Raw genomic sequence first — 21,793 nt, 5'->3', positions numbered from 1 at the left:
TGAAGCATTTCAGAGGCATCGCAACACGCTACGACAAGCTGAAGTCAACCTTTCTCGCTGCCGTGCAACTCGCCTCCGCCATCATCGGAATTAACTGACGACACGCCCTAGATAAAATTCTAGCCGCTCCTTGAAGGAAATTACATGGGCCTAAAAATTAAAGTGAGTGGAAGCTTTGAGTGAATCCAAAAAACAATTGACTACATACATCATTCAATGCAAATAATTCTTTTTATTGTATCTATATTGAAATCAATCCTTTTCTTGAGCATTTTGGGTGCCATAAAATTGCATTCAAATATGATAGATCCCGTAAATCTATTTGTGAGGTAATAATATCCTATCGCAGCTATCGTAATATTTAACTGCATAGCATCGACACCAGAACGGAACACACCAGAATCCTCTCCTCTTTTCAGAAGAAATTCCATCATATGAGCGCGGTTTCTGTTGATTGCTGACATAACTTTTGAATTCTGAAGATGAGCCGCCTTATGAAGATTAGCACTATTAACAAGGCTCAGAAATTCAGGATTTTCCAGATAATAGTTCCAGGTAAATCTGACCAGCGATTCCAGAGCAGATACCGGCCCAAGATGATCGAGTTGCAATGACTGCTCTGCAATATATAATTCCATATAGGCATCTTCAAGAGTTCGGGTAAACAGAGCTTCTTTACTGCCGAAATAATGATAGATCATACGTTTGTTGGCATCTGCTTTGTCGGCAATGATATCAACCCGAGCACCGGAGAGTCCGTTCATGGCAAACTCTCTCTTCGCAGCCGCTAAAATGCGCTTTTGAGTTGTTTCCGCGTCTCGAATACGGGGCGGTGAATGGTTTCCTCCCTCTGTTTTTTTCGAGATGACACTGGCGAGCAGCTTAGGAGTTCCCGATGATTTTTTCATGAAATCTCCTACCTTCAACAATCCGTTGTTTAGTTCATCTTGCGTGTTTGCAATTATGCTTAAGGAAATTAGCGCGATAAGAAGCAAGTAACAAGATGGTTATCAACAATTTTTAAGAATTGGCATTTCTTATAAAATCACAACACACAATCTAAATAAAATATTTTATATTTTTCGGTATAAAAAATCACTCGCCCAGAATAACGCTATAGATAAATGAATATCGAAATATAACTTTAAAATTAAATGTATTCTAGCATATCAGTTATATGGCGGATGGAAAGCTGAAAGCCTTTCCCTTCATTCGATATATATTGGATATCACTAGAAATAATCATAATTTTTACAGAGAATTTCTTCTCGTGAAGCGCCACTATGGCGACAGGCGTTCATTCGCACCATTTTGCTGCGCCCGCGATGTTATGAGAGCAGAAACCGGTTCGGATGAACGCCTGTCATCATGCTATGGTAATTTTCTGGGAGAACCAATCAATTTTCACACCAATGTATCACTTCACAGGACAAGCCCCATCGGCTCATCGCGGAAGAGTGCTGCATCCATTTCCTTGAGATCCGGTGCGACCCGCAACGTGGCGCTCGCTTGCTTTAGGATATCGCGCTCAAGGTCAACTCCCGGCGCTATTTCAGTTACAATCAACTGACCCTCCAAAAGACGGAGGACGCATCTTTCCGTAACGTAAGTAATGTCCTGCCTGTTCTCCGTTGCTTTTCGTCCGGAAAAACTGACCTGCGAAACTTCAGGTACAATCTTGGCAATCTTTCCCTCCCGGTCGATGACCAGCCTGCCATCTTCGATGTGCATTTTAGCCCCAGCGTTGAAGTTGCCTGAAAAGATAATCCGCTTTGCGCGCGACGTAATATCAACGAAGCCTCCGGCTCCCGCAGTTCGGTGCGGCGTGGCCGCAAGACGGCTGACATTCACTGAACCATCCTGTCCGATTTCAAGAAACGACAGAAGGGAGCAATCAAATCCCCCGGCCTGGAAATAGGAAAACTGATGAGGGGCAGCCACAAAGGCTTCCGCGTTACTCGCGCAGCCGAACTTGAAATCCAGAAGGGGAATCCCCCCCACTGCCCCCTGCTCGATCACCCACGTCACGGTGCCGTGCTGGCCTTCCTCAAGCAAAATACGCGGAACATTGGCTGAAATACCAAAACCGATATTGACAGCCCACCCATTCCGCAATTCCTGTGCCACGCGCCGCGCCATGACCTTCGAAGGATTGAAATCGGGAATATCGAACGTGGAGAGAGGTCGGAAAATCTCTCCGGAAATAGTCGGATCATAAGCGGTTGCTGTCGTCTGCAGCTGCTCCGGCGCTTCGACCACCACATCAACCAGAATGCCCGGAACCCTGACATCGTGCGGTTTCAGCGTGCCCTGTGCGGTCACCCGCTTCACCTGCGCAATAACGAGCCCTCCATTGTTGTGGGCCGCCAGCGCCATCTCCATGGCGCCAAGCGTTGCGCCCTCCTGCTCAAAGGTGAGATTGCCCTTTTCATCTGCGGTGGTCGCCCGGATGATCGCCACATCAGGACAGAGAGCCGGAAAATACAGCCACTCTTCGCCTTCGAACTGCATGGTGCGGACAAGCGGACTCAACCGGGCCGTTTCATTCATGGCGCATCCGTCGCGTCGGGGATCGGCAAATGTATCAAGCCCGACCTTTGTCAGCACCCCGGGTCGTCTCGCGGCTCCTTCCCTCAGCATGTCGAAGACGATGCCCGCGGGCACATTATAAGCCGCAAGTTCCTCCCCCAGAATACGCTGCCAGATGAGAGGCGGTTCAGCGTTGCTGGGCCCTGAGGGGTAGGAGCCACCGATGATACGCGAAATCATGCCGGGCCTGGCGAGATGATCGACTCCTTTGGTACCGAACATGTCGCCAGCAGCGATAGGATGGATCGTTGTTAGTCTTGCCGGTGCTCCCTCTTCCGCGAAACGCTGACCAAGCGCCTCCAGCACGGCATCCGGGCAAAGCAGGCCGGAGGACGAATTGACGGCGACTGTGGCTCCATTCGGGATGAGACGCACGGCTTCTGCCGCTGTTCTGACTTTTGTCATGACTTCAGGTTCGCTTCCAAATGTATATAACTCGTTAGTTACTTAGGAAGTAAACCGAAAACACAGGCCTGCTGGCAAAACGCAATTCCGTGAGCATCTCTGGCTCATGACGCAATAGGTCATGAGCCAGTTTCAGGGCAGCAGAAGACTCCTCACTTTCGGCCACCGGATTGTCAGGAAACTCATACCATCCCGGAAGAAAGAGATTATTTCTGGGTCTCTTTTTCAGCTACAACGCTGAGGCGCTGATAAACACCCAGAACCAGAACGATAAATGTCGCCACCACAAGAAGGGAAGCCGGATACATCACGTCCTGCGGTTCTTTATTCCCGGCCTCAAATACTCCTACCAATCCTTCAACAAAAACGGCAATAATGATCGTCGTAATGAATTTTGTGAGACTTGTCCTTGCTTCCCCGATCCCCTGCTTTTCCACAGACCGGATAACTTCTTCCTCAATAAAGTATTTTGCCACATCGAATATGGCGATAGCGATCACCACATAACTGATCGCAACAAGAACCGTATTCCGGCCATTATGCCAGGAACGTCCCATCGTTTCAAAAAGATCGAAAACACCGAACCCTATAAGAATGAATGCCAGAACTATGAGAATTATACTAGAACAGGCAAAGACAAATCGTGATATGTTCTTCATGGGATAAAACCCATCTCCTTTCAGCAACAGACACTCGACCGCAGACGTCGACAAAGAAATCCTTCACCACAAATGGATGCCGGTTTTGGGCGCTTCATCCCATTACATACGCTGAAGATTTGCGTCCGTTTCCTTGGAAAGTCGTGCTGCTGGCGATCTCGCCCACATAGGGCCGCAGGCACAACCGGCATCCCCTTCAGTGCCTTGGACATGAATGAAGAGATCTATCGCGACACATCCAACCTGAGGGAACCAGAAACCCCTCTCATGATCCAGAATAGCCCCGGGGCAAGCATTCGCTCCCGCAAAAACAGAGCCCATGCGGGGCGTCTTTCATTCACTAAATCACTTTCCCGTGAATACTGACATTCATCCGATTCAGATCGTTTCTTCTGCATACGAGGCTCTGCGCAACGACCCTGCCGAAAACCAGGAACATGCAGGCCTAGGGAGGCAAGACGATGGTTTCTGCGGCACTGACGCTTTCCCGTCCTTTGCGTGTGCTTTCCGTCGCATCGGAAATGTTTCCGTTCGTGAAAACCGGTGGACTGGGTGACGTCATTGCCTCCCTTCCCGCAGCCCTCGCGCCTCACGGTGTAGAAACCCGGACATTGCTGCCGGGCTATCCCGCCGTGCTTGCCGCTATGAGGTCGGTGCCTCATCAACCCATTCCGCTTGGGGATGTGCTGGGGCACGAAGCCCTCCTATGGACCTGCCGTATCGATGACAGAGACCTTCTGGTGCTGGATATACCGGAATTTTACCAGCGTCCTGGCAATCCCTACGTAACATCCAAAGGTGGCGACTGGCACGATAACAGCCTGCGTTTCGCAGCCCTTGCCCGCGCTGCCGCCTTCGTCGCGCAGGGTTACATCACCGGCTATCATCCCGACATCATGCAACTGCATGACTGGCAGGCCGGTTTGGCCGCTGCCTATCTTCATTATGACGGAGACGATATCTGCCGCGCAAATGGCATGAACCGTCGTCCTCGCGTTATCCAGACCATTCATAATCTGGCTTTTCACGGCAGCTTTCCACTCTCCGAAATCCCTGCCCTTGGCCTTCCTCCGCAGGCCGCTTCCGTGGATGGCTGCGAATTCTATGGCCATCTCAGCTTTCTGAAAGCAGGCCTGTATTTCAGCGACTGGATCACCACGGTCTCTCCCACCTACGCGCAGGAAATACAGGGACACGAATGGGGGATGGGCTTCGATGGGCTTCTGCGGACACGCAGCAACACGTTGAGCGGCATTCTCAATGGTATTGATACGGAAGTCTGGAATCCAGCCTGTGATCCCTGCATCCATTTTCCTTATGTTGTAGGGGACACAATCAGCCGCCCCTTCAACAAACTCGCCTTGCAGGCTGAATTCGGGCTGCCGCAGGATCGCAACGCCTTTCTCATCGGACTGGTCAGCCGCCTTACGCCTCAGAAGGGCGTGGATCTCTTGCCCGACATCATGGAGCGCCTGCTGGTCGGTAACACACAGATTATTGTCGTCGGCGAAGGAGAGCGGCGCCTCCATCACACTCTCTCCGCTCTCCAGAGGAGATTTCCACGCGCCTTTGCCTGCCGCATCGGCTACAGCGAGGAACTAGGGCATCGCCTTCCCTCCGCGGTGGACGCCCTCCTCGTGCCCTCCCGGTTTGAGCCTTGCGGCCTGACCCAACTCTGTGCGCTGCGCTATGGCGCCATCCCCATTGTCTCACGAGTGGGTGGCCTGGCCGATACAGTGGTTGACGCCAATGAGGCTGCAATCGGTCAGGGCGTGGCCACGGGCTTTCTGTTTTCGCCTGTGGATGGCCCCTCGCTTGCCAACGCTGTCGGACGGGCACGCCATCTGTTCCGGGACAACCGTAGCGCCTGGATGCGCCTTCAGAGGAACGGCGCCACTACGGACGTTTCATGGCACGGAAAATCCTCTCAATATGTCAGGCTCTTTTCGAAACTTTCTGGAGTTGAAATCGTTGATCCCACCGACTCCTCAGTCGTGCGCTTCTCTTCCGCGCCTCGGTTCGACAGCCCGCACGGAGCGCACTCGCTCAAGAAAAGGCAGATTGCCAGAAAGCCGGGTATCCAGCCTTCCAGCATACGAACAAGCGCCTGAAATACGGGAACCGCATCGCGTTGTCCGATCGTAAGATAAACCGGTGAAAGGAGAGATCAGGAATGCCATCCACACGGGACACCAGCGGCACCTTCACTCTTCCTCCCGAACAGATCGACCACCTTCTGACTGGATGCTGCTCAGATCCCTTCGCCATCCTCGGCCGTCACAACGACGGTGCTGTCGACATCATCCGCGTTTTCTATCCTCATGCAGCCCGTGTCAGGCTGATCATGGAGCGCCCCCGTTCAGGCCCCATTGAGCGGCCCATGCGACAGGTAGACGATACCGGCATCTTTATCGGCACGATCCGTAAGGGAGCCCCCTATCGCCTCCGCGTCACATGGGCAGACGCCACCGAGGAAACCAGCGATCCCTATTCCTTTTGCTCTCTTCTACCAGAAGAGGAACTGGTCGCCTTCGGGGAAGGACGTCATTTCCACGCTGATCGTCTTCTCGGCGCGCATCCGGCAACCCTGGACCACATAGCGGGCGTGCGGTTCGCCGTCTGGGCTCCGAATGCGCGCCGCGTTTCGGTGATCGGTGACTTCAACATCTGGGATGGACGGCGTCATCCCATGCGGCTGCGGCATACGGCAGGCGTGTGGGAACTTTTCCTTCCCGGTCTTGCAGCAGGTGCTCGCTACAAGTTCGAGATCATGACCCATGATGGCACGATCCTTGCTCAGAAAGCCGATCCTTTCGCCCACCGCACCGAATTGCCACCCGCCACAGCATCCATCGTTGCCAGCGACAAACCGTTTGCGTGGACGGACAAAGCGTGGATGACGGCGCGCGCGCAACACTACGCTCCCGCACAGGCTCCTCTTTCGATCTATGAAGTTCATCCTCCCTCATGGCGACGTCCACAGGGAAACGTGGATCGGATTGCGACATGGCAGGATCTCACACGCGACCTCATACCTTATGTCGTGGAAAACGGTTTTACCCATATCGAGCTTCTGCCAATCATGGAATATCCGTTTGGCGGCTCATGGGGCTATCAGTCACTGGCATTATTCGCCCCCACCGCCCGGCATGGCTCCCCCGAAGATTTCGCCGCTTTCATCAATGCCTGCCATCTGGCCGGGATTGGCGTCATTCTCGACTGGGTTCCGGCACATTTCCCCAATGACGTGCACGGACTGGCCTGTTTCGACGGTACAGCCCTGTTTGAACATGCAGACCCCCGCGAAGGCATGCACCGTGACTGGAACACGCTGATCTATAATTTCGGGCGTTGCGAGGTACGCTCCTTCCTCATTTCCAGCGCCCTCATGTGGTGCGAGCGCTTTCATGTGGACGGCCTGCGTGTGGACGCTGTCGCCTCCATGCTCTACCGCGATTACAGCCGTCAGGATGGAGACTGGCTTCCCAACGTCCACGGCGGTCGGGAAAATCTCGAAGCCGTGTCCTTTCTCCGGGAAATGACCGATACACTCGCCCGACACGTCCCGGATGTTCTGGTGATTGCGGAGGAATCCACGGCATGGCCCGGTGTCACGCACGCCACCAGCGAGGGCGGCCTCGGTTTTTCCTTCAAGTGGAACATGGGATGGATGCATGACACGCTCCAGTTCGTGCAGCGAGATCCACTATGGCGGGGCTATCATCTCTCTGAAATTCTTTTCGGCATGCACTATGGATTTTCTGAACGATTCATCCTGCCGCTCTCCCATGATGAAGTAACGCACGGAAAAGGATCGCTGCTTGCCCGCATGCCGGGAGACTTCTGGCAGCAGCATGCCAATCTGCGGGCCTATTTCGCGTTCATGTGGACCCAACCGGGCAAGAAGCTGCTGTTCATGGGAGGCGAGATCGCCCAAGCACTGGAATGGAACCATGATGGCGAGATCGACTGGGCCACGCTCTCCGACCCCTTCAAAGCTGGGGTTCAGCGTCTTGTGCGAGACCTGAATCACGTTCTTCGCTCACACACTGCCCTTCACGAACTGGACTGTGATCCCCAAGGCTTTTGCTGGCTCATTGGAGATGACGTGACGAACGTGGTTTTCGCGTGGAGCCGGTTTGCAACCGATGGGCCTCCCGTCGTGGTCATATGGAACGCTACGCCCGTAGTCCACCACGACTACCGTGTCGGACTCCCTACAGGGGGTTACTGGCATGAAATCCTCAACACTGACGCTGAAATTTATGGAGGCAGTAATGTCGGAAATGGGGGGGGAGTCGTCGCACGAGACGAACCGGCCCACAACTGCGCATGGTCGGCGGACCTCGTTCTGCCGCCGCTTTCCGTCATCATTCTCTCGCCCGCATGTACGGTCTCCTGATGAACGCTACTCCCGACACCCTGCTTCCCGGCAACCCATTCCCTCTCGGTGCCACCTATGACGGTTATGGCGTCAATTTCGCGGTCTTCTCGGCCAATGCGACCCGCGTCGATCTCTGCCTGTTCGATCCTAACGGACGACGCGAAATCGCCCGACATGCACTGCCGGAATACACGGATGAGGTCTGGCACGGTTATCTCCCCGGAGCTTCACCCGGCCTTCTCTATGGATACCGTGCCTTTGGTCCCCATGATCCGCATAATGGTCACCGCTTCAATCCTCACAAGCTGCTGATCGATCCTTATGCACGGGAACTCGCCGGCGACATTCACTGGACGGACGCCCTTTTCGGATATCGCCTTAATTCTCCACGTTCCGATCTGTCCTTTGACCGTCGCGACAGTGCCGGTGCGATGCCGAAATGTCGTGTGAGCCAGCCCTTTGTTCACTGGCGGCACGATCGGCGTCCGGAAATCGCAGCGGAAGATGTGGTGGTGATGGAGGCGCACCTGAAGGGGCTGACCATGCGTCATCCGCAGATTCCCCAGCCGCTGCGTGGCACGTTTCAGGCGCTTTCCCATCCATGCGTCCTGGAGCATCTGACCAGACTGGGCATCACCACCCTCGAACTTCTGCCCGTGCAGGCCTTCGTCACGGACAGGTTTCTGATCGAACGGGGCGTCACCAACTACTGGGGCTACAACACGCTGGCCTTTTTCGCGCCTCATGTGGGCTATGTAGGACGCGGAAGTCCCGAAGAGTTCCGCACGGCCATCCGCGCCCTGCATGCCGCAGGCATAGAGGTGGTGATGGACGTGGTGTATAATCACACCTGCGAAGGCAATGAACTCGGACCCACCCTCTGTTATCGCGGCCTCGATAATGCCAGCTATTACCTTCTCACTCCGGGAGATGGACGGCATTACATCAACGACACCGGCTGCGGAAACACATTCAATCTCGCGCATCCCCGTGTCATTCAGATGGTTCTGGATTCACTGCGTCACTGGGCCGATGAATTCAATATCGATGGCTTTCGTTTCGACCTTGCCACCACGCTCGGTCGGGAAAGCTATGGCTATGACCAGCACTCGGGTTTTCTCGACACCCTCATGCAGGACCCTGTCCTGAGTCGGCGCAAGCTGATCGCCGAGCCGTGGGATCCGGGACCAGGCGGCTATCAGGTCGGCAATTTTCCGCCCGGTTTCCGTGAATGGAACGATCGCTTTCGGGATACCACGCGGCGCTTCTGGCGCGGGGATGAACAGCAACAGGGGGACATGGCAACACGCCTGTCCGGCTCCGGAGATCTGTTCGATCATCGCGGTCGCCGCCCGTGGACAAGCGTGAATTTCGTGACAGCCCATGACGGTTTCACTCTTATGGATGCCGTCAGCTACGAGCACCGCCATAACGAAGCCAACAAGGAAGATAACCGCGACGGCGCGCAGGAAAATCACACGCACAACTGGGGGATCGAAGGACCTACGGATGATGTCGCCATCATGGAGAAACGCGATAGGATTCGGCGAGCCGCGATGGCAACGTTGCTTCTCTCGCATGGCACCCCGATGATCCTCGCCGGCGATGAGTTCGGTCAGACACAGGACGGCAACAACAATGCCTACTGTCAGGACAATGAACTATCATGGCTGGACTGGTCTCTGGCGGACACCCCCCGCGGAGAGGTCATGCGGAATTTTGTCGCGCGCCTTGTATGTCTCAGGCGAAGTCACATCTCCCTCCGTGCGCGGCGCTATATGCATGGCCGACACACACCGAGGCCTGATCTTTCCGACATAGCATGGTTCAATGCAGAGGGTATTTCGATGGCTGGGGACGACTGGAACAACGCCGGGCGCGCACCGCTGGGTCTCCGACGCGCCATCGAAGACGGAAAATCAGTCGATGTTACCTACCTGATCCTCAATCCGGGTGAAAACGACATATCGTGCACTCTGCCTCAACCGACCAAAACATGGCGGCTTTTACTGGACAGTTCCCGCCCTGAACGTGGGGAATCGGATATCGTCGGCCCTGAAACCGGAAAGAACAGCGTAACGGCGGCGGGACACTCTGTTCTGCTTCTGCATCTCGATCCCGCCACCATGCGGGCCAACACGGAGCACGAGTGAAGGAGAGCCGGTCATGTCATGCATTTTCCGTCACACCCGTCGTCAGGGAGCCACTATTCTCACCCCGGAACGTACCCGGTTTCGGCTGTGGGCTCCTTCCAGCGCTGCCGTAACACTGGAGCCGGAAGGTTGGCCACCTATCGAGATGACCCCGGAAAACGACGGATGGTTCTGTTGCGAAACGCCGACTGGAGCTGGTCTTCGCTACCAGTATCGTATTGCTTCCGGTCTGCTGGTTCCGGATCCGGCTTCCACCTGTCAGCCGGATGACGTGCATGGGCCCAGCGTCGTCACAGATCCTGCTTCATATTGCTGGCAGGAGAGTGAATGGAAGGGACGGCCGTGGGAAGAAGCAGTGATTTATGAGATCCATGTCGGGCTGGCAGGAGGATATGCGGCTCTGGCCAAAGATCTGCCCCGGCTTGCGGAACTGGGTATTACCGCAATCGAACTGATGCCTGTTGCCGAGTTTCCGGGTGAGCGAAACTGGGGATATGACGGCGTCTTTCCCTTCGCACCGGAATCCAGCTACGGCTCCCCTGATGACCTCAAGGCGCTGATCGATAACGCTCATGCGCTTGGTCTGATGATCTTTCTTGATGTTGTCTATAACCATTTCGGTCCTGATGGAAATTTCATCGAGCAGTATGCCAGACCATTCTTCATGCAGGACCGCACGACGCCGTGGGGACATGCCATCGACTTCAGACAGAGGGCTGTCCGAGATTTCTTTATCAATAATGCCCTTTACTGGCTCATGGAGTTTCGGTTCGACGGCCTGCGGCTTGATGCGGTGCAGGCCATCGATGACCAAAGCTGGCTTGAGGAACTGCGGGATGCTGTCACAGCCACGATCGAAGCGGGGCGGCACGTTCATCTTATTCTTGAAAACGAAAACAATGACGCAGCTCTCCTGCGAGCGGGGTTCACGGCTCAGTGGAATGATGACGGACATAATGCCCTGCATGTCATCCTGACAGGAGAGAGCGAAGGATATTACGGTAACTTTTCCGACCATCCCTGCGACGATCTGGCAACAGTTCTGCAGGAAGGGTTCTGCTTTCAGGGGCAACGCTCACCCGTCACCGGAAAGTCCAGAGGCTTCTCTTCAGCAGACCTCCCATCCGAAAAATTCATTTTCTTTCTCCAGAATCACGATCAGACCGGAAATCGCGCTCTGGGCGAACGGCTGACCGTTCTTGCGCGCCCGGACATGCTGGAAGTCGCGTATACCCTCATGCTGCTGTCGCCGCAGATTCCCCAGCTCTTTTTTGGCGAGGAATGGGGGTGCCGCACGCCTTTCTTTTTCTTCACCAGTCACAATCCCGAACTCGCCCGGATCGTGCGGGAAGGCCGACGACAGGAGTTCGCTTCGTTCAGTCATTTCCAGAACCCGCAGCAGCGCTCCAGCATTCCAGATCCCAATGATGTCGCCACTTTTGAACATTCCCGGCCCGACCAGTCTGAAATAGAACAACCACAGCACAGGGCATGGCTTGATCGCACGCGTGAACTGCTCGCGCTACGTCATCAGCACATCGTGCCTCGCCTGAAAAATGCGCACGGACTTGATGTCAGGCGACTGGGGCACCATGCGTGTGCCCTGCTTGCACGATGGACAATGGCAGATGATGCAATCCTGAACATCGCCTTCAATCTGGGGGATGTGACGGTCCTCCTCCCCGCCCGCCCGCTGTATTCGCCGATCCATGCGTTGCGGACCTCGACCGCTTCGCAGGAACTCCCTCCCGCAGGTCTCCTCGTCTGGCTGGAGGAGAACCCCCATCATGTCTGAACAGCGTCTTGCCCGGCAGGCAGCGCGTGTCGGGTTGCAGGTCAACTGGCAGGATGCACAGGGCTGCAAGCGCCGGGTCTCCGCTGACACCCTGCATCGTCTCATTCCCCTGCTTGAAGCCATTCCCGGGCCATCAGGCACGCCTTCCATGCTCGTCACCGAAGTGGGACTGGCCACGCCCATTCCGCTGCATGGGAAAAGTCACGCAAAGGAAACGGCCACATCGCCACCTTTTGTCCTCACGCTGGAGGACGGACGCCGGATCGAGGGACGCCTTCGGGTCAACAGGGATGGCTGCCTCGTCCTCCCCCACGTGACGGAGACTGGCTACCATACTCTCGCCTTTGGAGCGCAGGAGATTCCCGTTGCCGTGGCTCCCGCAAAGGCTCCTCCCATTCCCCACCGAAGCTGGGGTGTGGCGGCGCAGATCTATGGGCTGCGGACACGCGGGGATGGAGGGATCGGTCATCTTGGAGCCGTTGGCGATCTCGCGCGACGCATCGGGAAAGCTGGCGGCGATGCGCTGATGCTCAGTCCCATGCACGCGATGTTTACCGCCCGCGCGGACCATTACAGTCCCTATTCTCCTTCGAACCGCATGTTTCTCAACATTCTGCTCGCCGATCCGGGCTGCCTGTTCGATTCCGCCACCATTCTAGCTGCATGCAAACAGGCTCGCATCAAAGCGACAGACCTGCACCGGCTGGAAACCGCCGCCCTCACAGACTGGCCACATGCCGCACCGCTACGTCTGAAACTGTTCCGTGCACTCTACGATCATCACATTGCAGGTTCTCCTCCGAAATCCTTCACCACCTTCGTCAATACGGGTGGCACACCCCTGCTCTGCCACGCCATTTTCGAAGCCCTGCACGCCCAGGCTCTCCTGCGGGGACCTCGTGGGGGCGACTGGCGCCTCTGGCCCCTTCCATTGCGACGCCCCGACACACCCGAAGTCAGCCGTTTTGCCAGGGATATGGGCGTGGAAATCGACTTCCATCGCTTTCTGCAATGGCTTGCCCGATGCAGTCTCCAGTCGGCACACAATGAGGCTCACAAAGGAGGAATGCGCGTTGGACTGATCGGAGATCTCGCCGTGGGCGTGGATCCAACCGGCAGTGAATGCTGGTGCCATCAGGACAATCATCTCACTGAAATCTCGATTGGCGCCCCACCTGATGCACTGAGCCCTACCGGCCAGAACTGGGGACTGACGACCTTTTCCCCCCGCGCTCTTGTCGCAAGCGGCTATCACAGTTTCATTGCGATGCTACGTGCCAATTTCGCTCATGTGGATGGCCTGCGGATCGACCATGTCATGGAATTTGAGCGCCTCTGGATCATTCCCCGCGGAGGAAGCTCAGACGACGGAGCTTATCTCTCCTACCCCCGAACGGATCTGTTGCGTCTGGCTGCGCTTGAGGCATCCCGTGCCCACGCCATCCTGATCGGGGAAGATCTCGGCACAGTAGACCCCTCCTTCCGGGAGGATATGGCGCATCATGGGCTTGCTGGAATGAATGTGCTGCCTTTCCAGCGCGATGCGGCCGGTGCCTTCATCCCAGCTTCCCAATGGTCTAAAACGGCAGTGGGGCTGACGACCACACATGATCTGCCGCCGCTTGCCCGCTGGTGGCAGGGGATGGATCTCCAGCCCACCCGCAACACCACCTCCACCGAACCAGAAACACCGCAAGCCGTGAGAGCGCACGACCGCTGCGCCTTGTGGGGGGTCATGACTAAAGGAATGGCCAAAGAGCCAGCCCCCTCCACTGCTGGCACAGCAGCCTTTGTGGACCGCGCCGTGGAGTTCGTGGCGGAGACGCCATGCCCCCTGGTGGTCTTACCGTTAGAAGATCTGGCAGTGCTGACCCAACAGCCGAATGTGCCTGGAACCACAACGACCCATCCGAACTGGCAACATCGCTATCCCGCACCGGCTCGAGCGCTGCTGGCACGCAGGGGTGTCAGCCGACGCCTGACGATCCTGAGCACCGCCCGCCCCCGTCCCGATCTTCCGTGAGGCAGCAATGTCCAGAAGCCGTCCAGCCCTGCGCGCTACTGTCCGCCTTCAGTTCAGGCAGGGTTTCACTCTCGATCATGCCTGCAAACTCGTGCCCTATTTCGCAGAACTGGGCGTCAGCCATATCTATGCCTCTCCCCTCCTGACCAGCACCCCCGGATCAACGCACGGATACGATATCCTCGATTATAGTCAGATCGATCCGGCTGTCGGTGGCGAAGCCGCTCTGAGGCGTCTCGCAGTGGCCCTGCAAGCGCATGACATGGGACTCATCCTGGATATCGTACCCAACCACATGGCTGTTGGCGGCGCAGGAAACAGGTGGTGGGAACATGTTCTGGCATGGGGAATATCCAGTCCTTACGCAGAATTTTTCGACATTGCATGGAATATTCCTGCCCCCTCAATCACAGGACGGGTTCTGCTGCCTTTCCTGGATCGTCCTTTCGGGGAGGCTCTCCTCGCTGGTGCCCTCATCCTGAAATACGATCATGACAGCGCACTCTTCTTCATCCACCATCATGAACATCGCTTTCCCGTCTCTCCCGTCCATTACGGAACTTTTCTCAGGAACATGGACATGCCGTCCTCGCTGTCCGCAGCGCTCTCCACGGTGGCTGACCGGGGAAAATGGGATGAAGATTGCCAGCATACTCTTCGCGGACTGGCCGTCTGGTTGCAGACGTCGGAAGGGCAGGATGTGCTCACTGCCCTAAGCATGCGCTTCAGCGCGGCCCATCAGCCGGGGCGCGAGCAGTTGCAGTCACTGATTGCCCGGCAGCATTGGGTGGCAACCTGGTGGAGAACCGCTTCCGAGATCATCAACTGGCGTCGCTTCTTTGATAATACCAGTCTCGGCGCCCTGTGCGTGGAGCGGGAAGCGGTGTTTACCGCTACACATCGGTATGTTCTTGTGCTTCTCGAAGAAGGTCTTATCGACGGTCTTCGGATTGACCATATCGACGGTCTCACCGCTCCGGCCGCTTATTGCCACCGGTTACGACAACAGATGGAAGCAAGAGGACATTTCTCAAAGACACACATCTCGATTCACGTTGAGAAAATAACGATCTCTCAAGAAACTTTGCCGACAGAATGGGACGTGGATGGCACCACGGGGTACGATTTCATGGAGCAGGTTTCGGCTCTCCTGCACGATGCACACGGGAGCGCCTCGCTGGATACCCTTTGGGCGTATTGCCGCAGTGAAGTTCCCATGAGCATGGCGGAAACGGCTTTGACGGCCCGAAAGGAGATTCTGCCTGCTCTGTTCACAGCCGAATTCGACAGACTCATAGGAAAGATGCTGTTAGCTCTAAGAGAAGCATCTTATTCTGCCAGCGAAGTGACAGAGCCGGGTATCAGAAAGGTCACTGGCATTCTGCTCTGCCATTTTTTACGATACCGTACATATTATGCCGACAGTTTTCCTTTAGATCACACAGCCGACCTTGGTGCACTTATGCATGCCGTTGCTCAGGCTCGTGAAGATCTGCCCTCTTTCCGGCATGCCCTGCTCGACCGCATTGCCCATCTGCTGACAGCGCACGTCGAGACGTTTCCTTCTCAGCACATACGAGACGTTCAGCGTGCCTTCGAGCACCTCACTGCACCTCTGGCCGCAAAATCCCTTGAAGACACGGCATTCTATCGCAATGTTAGACTTATCTCCCGCAATGAAGTCGGAAGCCATCCTGACACGTTGGGGCTGTCTGTCGTCAGTTTTCATGACGCCTGCCTGAAACGTCAGGCCGCTTACCCCCGCGCCATGCTGGCAACAGCCACACACGATCACAAACGAGGCGAAGACAGCCGGATGCGCATCGCCGTACTGAGTGAAGTCGCGGAAAGCTGGTCTGAAGTCATCACGCAATGGCTGAGAGATTTGCCACCCGCCACCGGACCGGACACCACCGATGCGCTCATGCTTTATCAGACGCTTCTCGGTGTCTGGCCGCTGGACGGTGACCTCGATGAAGTCTTGCACTGTCGTGTCAGTACATGGCTGACCAAGGCACTGCGGGAAGGCAAACGGCATACAAGCTGGCTGGATCCGAATGAGTCTTATGAAGGCGCGTGTCAGGATTATCTCACGCGGTTGTTTGATTCCGGTCACTCCTCCCGGTTCCAGACAGAGATGAGCGATTTTCTCTGGAGAATTGCTCCCTCCGCAGCACTCAACAGCCTGTCCCAAACACTCCTGCGCCTCACCACGCCGGGGATTCCAGATCTTTATCAGGGATGTGAACTATGGGATTTTAGTCTGGTCGACCCCGACAATCGTCGCCCCGTTGATTACGAACGGCGCGCATTGCTTCTTGCCAATCTTCCCGACTTCGATAAGGCCGCGACAACATGGAAAGACGGCACTATCAAGTTCCGGCTCATCCAACAGCTTCTGACCTTTCGGAAGCAGCATCCAGGTCTGTTTTTGCGGGGGGCTTATCACCCCATCGCGGTCAACTCCGAACATGTCGTTGCATTCCTGCGTGTATGGGAAAATCGTCGCCTTCTTGTGCTCGCGCCACGTCATACGCATGCGTTTGCTCCAGACGTCACCTCCCTCGCCTTCACCCGGTCACCGGAAGCGCTTGTTCTGCCCGATGCGTGTCATGGTCGGTGGCGCAGCCTCCTACACACAGACCTTCAGCGGGAGATCAGCTCGAATGCGATCCTTCCCTTCCTGCCCGGCATGGTTCCGCTGGAATGCCTTATTTCTGAAGAATGAAACCGCTTTCTTTGTTTAGAGTCATTGCGAAGACCCTGAACATCCACGCAAAGAAAGAAAATTATACCCGCTTGCAGGCATGACGGCAGTCGCACTGTCATGGGTCGTTCATGCCGTGATTTATCCTCCAGAAGCGGCTCTACGAACGAGCCGCCTTCTGGAGGGCTATAACATGATGGCCGATCTGACCGTAAAGCGCATGTTTAGTGCGACTCTTTTTATACCCCGGCCCGCACCGTGACACCCAGACGGAAACCTTCCTGCTTGAGCACCTTGATTGCGGCTTCGGAATATTTGCCGACCAGCGGAGTAACATTACCCGGGGTGCACCAGAACCCAAGCGTCACTGAAATATTGGCTGGCTGCGGCAGGAAGGAAACGGACGGTGCTGGCTCACGCAGAACGAGCTCGTCATGTTCGAGAAGGCCTAGTAGCAGAGACCGGGCCTTGTCGGTATCGTCGTTATAGTCGATCAGCAGAGTGACAGATGCCAGAAGGCGCTCGGCCTGTGAGCCGTTTATCACCACGTTGTTCGACAATGTGCCGTTGGGAACATACACCAGTTCATTGGTCGTGTCGCACAGCACCGTGCGAAACATCTCGATAGAGACCACTGTGCCCGTGCTGCCACCGGCCGTGATCGTGTCTCCTACCTGGAACGGCCGGAACAGCAGGATCAGAACGCCACCGGCGAAGTTGGCAAGACTGCCCTGCAATGCCATGCCCACCGCCAGACCTGCCGCACCGAGAACGGCTACGAATGACGTCGTCGCGATTCCGATCATCGAGGCCACGCTGATCAGCAGAAGAGCCTTCAGCAACAACCCCACGACACTCAGCAGAAAACCGCGCAGCGTCGGCTCGATGTGGCTGGCGCTCATCATCCGGCCCATGGCTCGGGTCACGCCGTTGACGATAATCCAGCCAACCAGAAGCACGATAACGGCCAGCACGAACTGACCCGCATAAGTCAGAAGGACAGGCAGCCATCCGTTAAGCTGACTCCACAGTGAATTGACCTGATGTTCCATAAGAATTCCTGAACGTCTGTTGTGAATGGCGGTCCTGAACACATAGTCGCTGGCTGCCCGGACGCATCGTAGACGATTTCTGGACTATCAGTCCCCATCCAGTCAATTTCATTGCACAGCTTCGTCTTATGAAGGTGATGATATCAGGACGATATTCAGTCCGAAGATGAAATCTTTAGGACATTTAGTGGACCTGACGTGGCGTTTAGGTGGCAATCTCAAGACAAAGGACTGTTTCCACAAGCCCTGTGTCGCCCCCACTCAACTCAATGGAGAGAGGTCCAATCCGAGACTTTTACCTTCTTCGCGGCCCTTAAAAGTCTCTTCTGTGTATTCGCAAAGTAGTTGCGGCGGCCAAGTGTTCGCCCCCGCGTTCAGCGTTCCTTCTCTGGCATGAAGCGCTGCCTCTGGAGAAATCCCAAAATAATATTCAGGTTCGACTTTATGAGTGAAAGGGAAACAGAAAGACTCACTGCGCGACATATCGAGACTTCTTATTGCAATGGCATAGGCCATCCTCTGACATACTCCGGCCGTTCTGCTGACCACCGGAGCGGAATGGGCCGCCCGTTCTCACAGGAACCCACAACGCGGGGCATGGTCTTCTGACATACCCAAGCGTGAGCTATAGAATGAGACCTGATATGGGAAATCCCAGCCACCTCAACTGGAGAAGAAATTCTTGACTGGTGTATCGAGACGAAACTTCGTGACGGCAGGGGCTGCTCTGGCTGGAGCCGCTTCAGCGGTGGGGCTCGGAATCCAGGAGGTCCGTGCCGCGGCTCCTGGAAACGGGTTCATGGCGGCTTCCTCTTCCATGCCGGGAGGCGATGGTCCCGGTCACCACAAGCGAAACAGCCCCGGTCTCCAGAGCATCTGCGCCCTCTGTGAAGTCACCGGCGGAGGCGAGAAGATTTACGGAGTGGCAGTGGCGTATGACGTCAATATCGACCCCGCCAGCCTCACTCTCGACACATACACCACAAGCGTTTTCCCTGCGGCCAAAGGCTTCTTCGCGGGCATGCCGCAGGAGCCCGATAAGAATACCACGACAGCGGCCGCCAAATCACGGGCCCCGGTGGCTATTTATACCAATTCCGAGCCTGCGCTGCGGCCCGACCGAAAGAGCATTCCCGGCATGTATGTCATCGCTGAATTCCAGCATGACGCCGACCTCAGTCTTCCGACAACTGACAGTGATAAAGTCACGCTGACGCAGGACAGGAACGTCAGAACGACAGCCGGCGCTGTTTATGCTGCCAGTAAAACCGTGTGGAGCAATGTCGGCCAGCGCGGAAACAGCGTCGTCATTCGCGGCGTCGATGCCTGGGAACAGAATCACTGGTGGTGGGATGATACGCGTTCGACCTGGCTCGAATATAGCATTTACCTGCCAAAATCCTTCCTCAAGGAAGGTGGTGAGCACAAAGCCTATCCACTCCTCCTTGCCGTCACCCACTCCGGAACAAGTTACGACGGCACCTGCGCCCAGACGCTGACCGAACAGTGCATCGCCACCATCTGGAGCCTGCCGGAAGAGCAGGACAGGCATGAATGCGTGATCGTCACGCCACGCTATGAACGCACGACGATGAACGATTACTGGGAACACACGTCCGACGTCGAGAATACCTATAAACTGGTTGAATCACTTCTCCGCAACACCTGGAATTACGGCAATCCCAATCTGGATGACCGGCGCGATAAGGTTCTGAAGATCGATCCTAAAAGGGTCTATTGCACCGGCTGGTCCATGGGAGCCATGACATCCCTCTGGCTGATGGCAAGGCATCCGCAAACCTTTGCAGGCGGACTCATCATCGCTGGCCAGCAGCGGCCGACTGATGTTGTCACGCTCGCGGACCAGAAACTCCTGATCATCACAGGGACGGAAGACAATAAAGCCACGCCCTGGAATGAGAAGTGCGTGCCGGTGTGGGAACATGCAGGGGCCAGAGTCGTGCGCCCTGCGGAGCGTCTCGATCCGGAACTCATATTCCCCATTGACGATCAGAAAAAACTGAACAGTCAGGTCGATGGTTACCTCGCCAAGGGTGGCAACATCACCTTTCTGACTTTTGAAGGTGTTGACCACATGGGTTCCGCACGGAAGTTCTTCTACATCAAGGCTGCAAGAGACTGGTTGTTTCAGCAGGTGAAGGCGTAAGAGTGGACGATTCACTGTCCAAGCTTACTACTCCATAAAGCGTCGTTTGGAAGCCCGGGAGATTTTATGAGGTCTGCTGCGGCGGCAAAAAGACCGTAGCAGACCATGTGTTTTCCAGACCAAATTCTGTCCCATTCGTAAATGGGATGAACAAAAAAACCCGGACGTGAGCACACGTCCGGGCCAAACTGATGCAAGAAACAGAACCGTCCTGTTATAGGGCGTTCATGCCCCTGCAGCCGTTTCCTGTACGATCTCCTCGTCCATCATCTTCTCGGTCGAAGTGGAGACCGTGCCCCCCAGTGGCGGTCCTTTGAAACGCCTCTTCTCGACAAGAAACCAGCCACCCAGAAGCACGACGACGATGCCGACCACATAGCTGATCAGGATGTCGTTCGGCGGCTGAATGCCAATCCAGACCAGTCCGATCGAGCCGATAACCGTGAGAACCGCGAACGGAGTGGAAAGTGCGCCCAGCCGGAATGGGCCGGTCATCACGTTGCGCTTGCGCTGGGCAAGGATACCCGCGCCGATCGGCATGGCGTAGGAAACATAGAGGAAGATGGCGCAACCAGCAGCCAGTGCCGCGAAGGCAGAAGAGTAAAGCGTCACGGCGCAGGACAGAATGGCGACCAGCCAGATCGCGGGAACCGGTGTGCGATAGACCGGGCTGACATAGCGCCACAGTTTCGACCCCGGCAGGCCACCGTCACGACCAAAGGCGAACACCATGCGGGAGGTTGAGGTCATGCCCGCCAGCGCGCACAGGTAATTGGCTGCCACAATCATCACATACATGAAGCTTCGCAGCCAGCTCGGCACCGGCAGCTGCGCCAGCAGGTTGAAGAAGACGTCCCCGCCCTGAGCGGCGGAACTTGTCGGGTCCGGCATCGCGAGCACGAAAGAGCAGACCATGATGAAGCCGAACAGCCCCGAGATCAGCACCGCGTTAATCATACCGCGCGGCACGACGTTACGGGCATCGATCGTCTCTTCCGCCACGTGGGCGGAGGCATCAAATCCAGTAATGGTATAGGCTGGCAGAATAAGCGCGAGACAGAATGCGTAGATCAGATTCTCACTGCGCGGAAAGACATTTCCACCCGGTGCACCGGTGTTGTTCACGATGGTCAGCAGCCGATCCCAGTGGAAACCAGGGGCGCAATACAGCATCATGACGGTCAGCAGCAGGGCCGCGAACAGAATCAGATAACCCGAGAAATCCGTGAGGATTTTCGTGATTTTGATGCCAACGTGATTGAATAGTGCCTGTGAACTGGCAATAAGAAGCACGCCTATCAACTGGTGGCCATAACCCCAGCCAGAGACGTCCATCCCGAAAATCTTGCCCAGAATGAGCTGCACGAACAGCGTGTAGGCACCCACGTTCACGGAGGCGAGCACGAAGACGAGGCCCAGCAGATTCACCCATGCCGTTGCCCAGCCCCAGCCGCGCCCGCCAAGGATGGACGACCAGTGATACAGGCCACCCGCCGTCGGATAGGCCGACGCGATCTGTCCCATGGAACAGGCGACGATGGTCGCGAAGATCGTGCCTACAATCCAGCCGATCGCGACACCGAATCCGCCGAGTGACGAGAAACCGAGCTGGAAGGAGGTGATGCCTCCGGCCAGGATGCAGATGATAGAGAAGGAAATGGCGAAGTTCGAGAAGCCTTTCATACTCCTCGAAAGTTCCTGGGTGTAACCCATGGAGGCGAGGACACCGGCATCCTCGTCATTATGCTGGTTCTTCTCCATCCCTGATCCCTTAATGCTGCATGTTCCGACGGACCCGTCCCTTACTTGGGGGAATACTCCGCAATAGGCCATTATCATGTCGGAAATGGAATGATGCA

The 21,793-nt window shown here is 55.9% G+C and carries 13 protein-coding genes and 1 pseudogene; 8 read left to right on the top strand and 6 right to left on the bottom strand.

Annotated features, from left to right (window positions below; translation table 11 throughout):
• Positions 1-98 (top strand): annotated as a pseudogene (locus GOB81_RS10305) (IS5/IS1182 family transposase); the annotation flags it as partial.
• 111 nt (positions 99-209) lie between these two features.
• Here GOB81_RS10305 and GOB81_RS10300 read toward each other — a convergent pair.
• The 3 genes from GOB81_RS10300 to GOB81_RS10290 form a co-directional block, all read right to left on the bottom strand.
• Positions 210-908, bottom strand: coding sequence for a TetR/AcrR family transcriptional regulator (locus tag GOB81_RS10300; RefSeq protein ID WP_173570321.1), 699 nt, complete (start codon positions 906-908; stop codon positions 210-212).
• 514 nt (positions 909-1,422) lie between these two features.
• Positions 1,423-2,994: an acyl CoA:acetate/3-ketoacid CoA transferase gene (locus GOB81_RS10295; protein WP_173570320.1), complete on the bottom strand. Its 1,572-nt coding sequence runs from the start codon at positions 2,992-2,994 to the stop codon at positions 1,423-1,425.
• A 206-nt stretch (positions 2,995-3,200) separates the two neighbouring features.
• Positions 3,201-3,653 carry a hypothetical protein gene (locus tag GOB81_RS10290; protein WP_173570319.1) on the bottom strand — a complete coding sequence of 151 codons (453 nt, stop codon included), beginning with the start codon at positions 3,651-3,653 and terminating at the stop codon, positions 3,201-3,203.
• A gap of 461 nt (positions 3,654-4,114) precedes the next feature.
• On the opposite strand from GOB81_RS10290, the gene glgA reads away from it, so the two are divergent.
• The 6 genes from glgA to treY all read left to right on the top strand — a co-directional run bounded on the left by glgA (position 4,115) and on the right by treY (position 16,736).
• Positions 4,115-5,764, top strand: coding sequence for a glycogen synthase GlgA (glgA, locus tag GOB81_RS10285; RefSeq protein WP_173570318.1), 1,650 nt, complete (start codon positions 4,115-4,117; stop codon positions 5,762-5,764).
• Positions 5,765-5,826: 62 nt separating this feature from the next.
• Positions 5,827-8,055: a 1,4-alpha-glucan branching protein GlgB gene (glgB, locus tag GOB81_RS10280; protein WP_173570317.1), complete on the top strand. Its 2,229-nt coding sequence runs from the start codon at positions 5,827-5,829 to the stop codon at positions 8,053-8,055.
• Positions 8,055-10,190 carry a glycogen debranching protein GlgX gene (gene glgX / locus GOB81_RS10275; protein ID WP_173570316.1) on the top strand — a complete coding sequence of 712 codons (2,136 nt, stop codon included), beginning with the start codon at positions 8,055-8,057 and terminating at the stop codon, positions 10,188-10,190. The genes glgB and glgX overlap by 1 nt, the downstream gene beginning before the upstream one ends.
• A gap of 13 nt (positions 10,191-10,203) precedes the next feature.
• Positions 10,204-11,985 (top strand): malto-oligosyltrehalose trehalohydrolase, encoded by a 1,782-nt coding sequence (gene treZ, locus GOB81_RS10270; RefSeq protein WP_173570315.1) that lies wholly within the window; start codon positions 10,204-10,206, stop codon positions 11,983-11,985.
• Complete coding sequence (malQ, locus tag GOB81_RS10265; RefSeq protein ID WP_173570314.1) at positions 11,978-14,008, top strand: 4-alpha-glucanotransferase; 2,031 nt, start codon at positions 11,978-11,980, stop codon at positions 14,006-14,008. The genes treZ and malQ overlap by 8 nt, the downstream gene beginning before the upstream one ends.
• 7 nt (positions 14,009-14,015) lie before the next feature.
• Positions 14,016-16,736, top strand: a complete 2,721-nt coding sequence (treY, locus tag GOB81_RS10260) for a malto-oligosyltrehalose synthase (protein ID WP_173570313.1) — start codon at positions 14,016-14,018, stop codon at positions 16,734-16,736.
• A gap of 218 nt (positions 16,737-16,954) precedes the next feature.
• On the opposite strand, the gene GOB81_RS10255 is transcribed toward treY, so the two are convergent.
• The gene (locus tag GOB81_RS10255) at positions 16,955-17,767 is read right to left on the bottom strand and encodes a mechanosensitive ion channel family protein (RefSeq protein ID WP_173570312.1); all 813 of its coding nucleotides are present in this window, start codon (positions 17,765-17,767) and stop codon (positions 16,955-16,957) included.
• Positions 17,768-18,028: 261 nt separating this feature from the next.
• Entirely contained in the window at positions 18,029-18,283 is a 255-nt protein-coding gene (locus GOB81_RS10250) for a hypothetical protein (protein ID WP_173570311.1), read from the bottom strand.
• Positions 18,284-18,449: 166 nt separating this feature from the next.
• Here GOB81_RS10250 and GOB81_RS10245 point away from each other — a divergent pair, with 166 nt between their 5' ends.
• On the top strand, positions 18,450-19,934 hold the full coding sequence (locus tag GOB81_RS10245) for a prolyl oligopeptidase family serine peptidase (protein ID WP_173570310.1): 1,485 nt from the start codon (positions 18,450-18,452) through the stop codon (positions 19,932-19,934).
• Positions 19,935-20,159: 225 nt separating this feature from the next.
• Here GOB81_RS10245 and GOB81_RS10240 read toward each other — a convergent pair whose 3' ends face one another.
• A complete protein-coding gene (locus GOB81_RS10240; protein ID WP_173570309.1) occupies positions 20,160-21,695 on the bottom strand; it encodes an amino acid permease in 1,536 nt (511 codons plus the stop codon).
• Between the last annotated feature and the right edge of the window lie 98 nt (positions 21,696-21,793).

The sequence above is a fragment of the Acetobacter conturbans genome, assembly GCF_011516755.1.
GTDB lineage: Bacteria > Pseudomonadota > Alphaproteobacteria > Acetobacterales > Acetobacteraceae > Acetobacter > Acetobacter conturbans.
The sequence above is the reverse complement of the archived record's forward strand: the minus strand, read 5'-3'. Positions and strand labels throughout refer to the sequence as shown.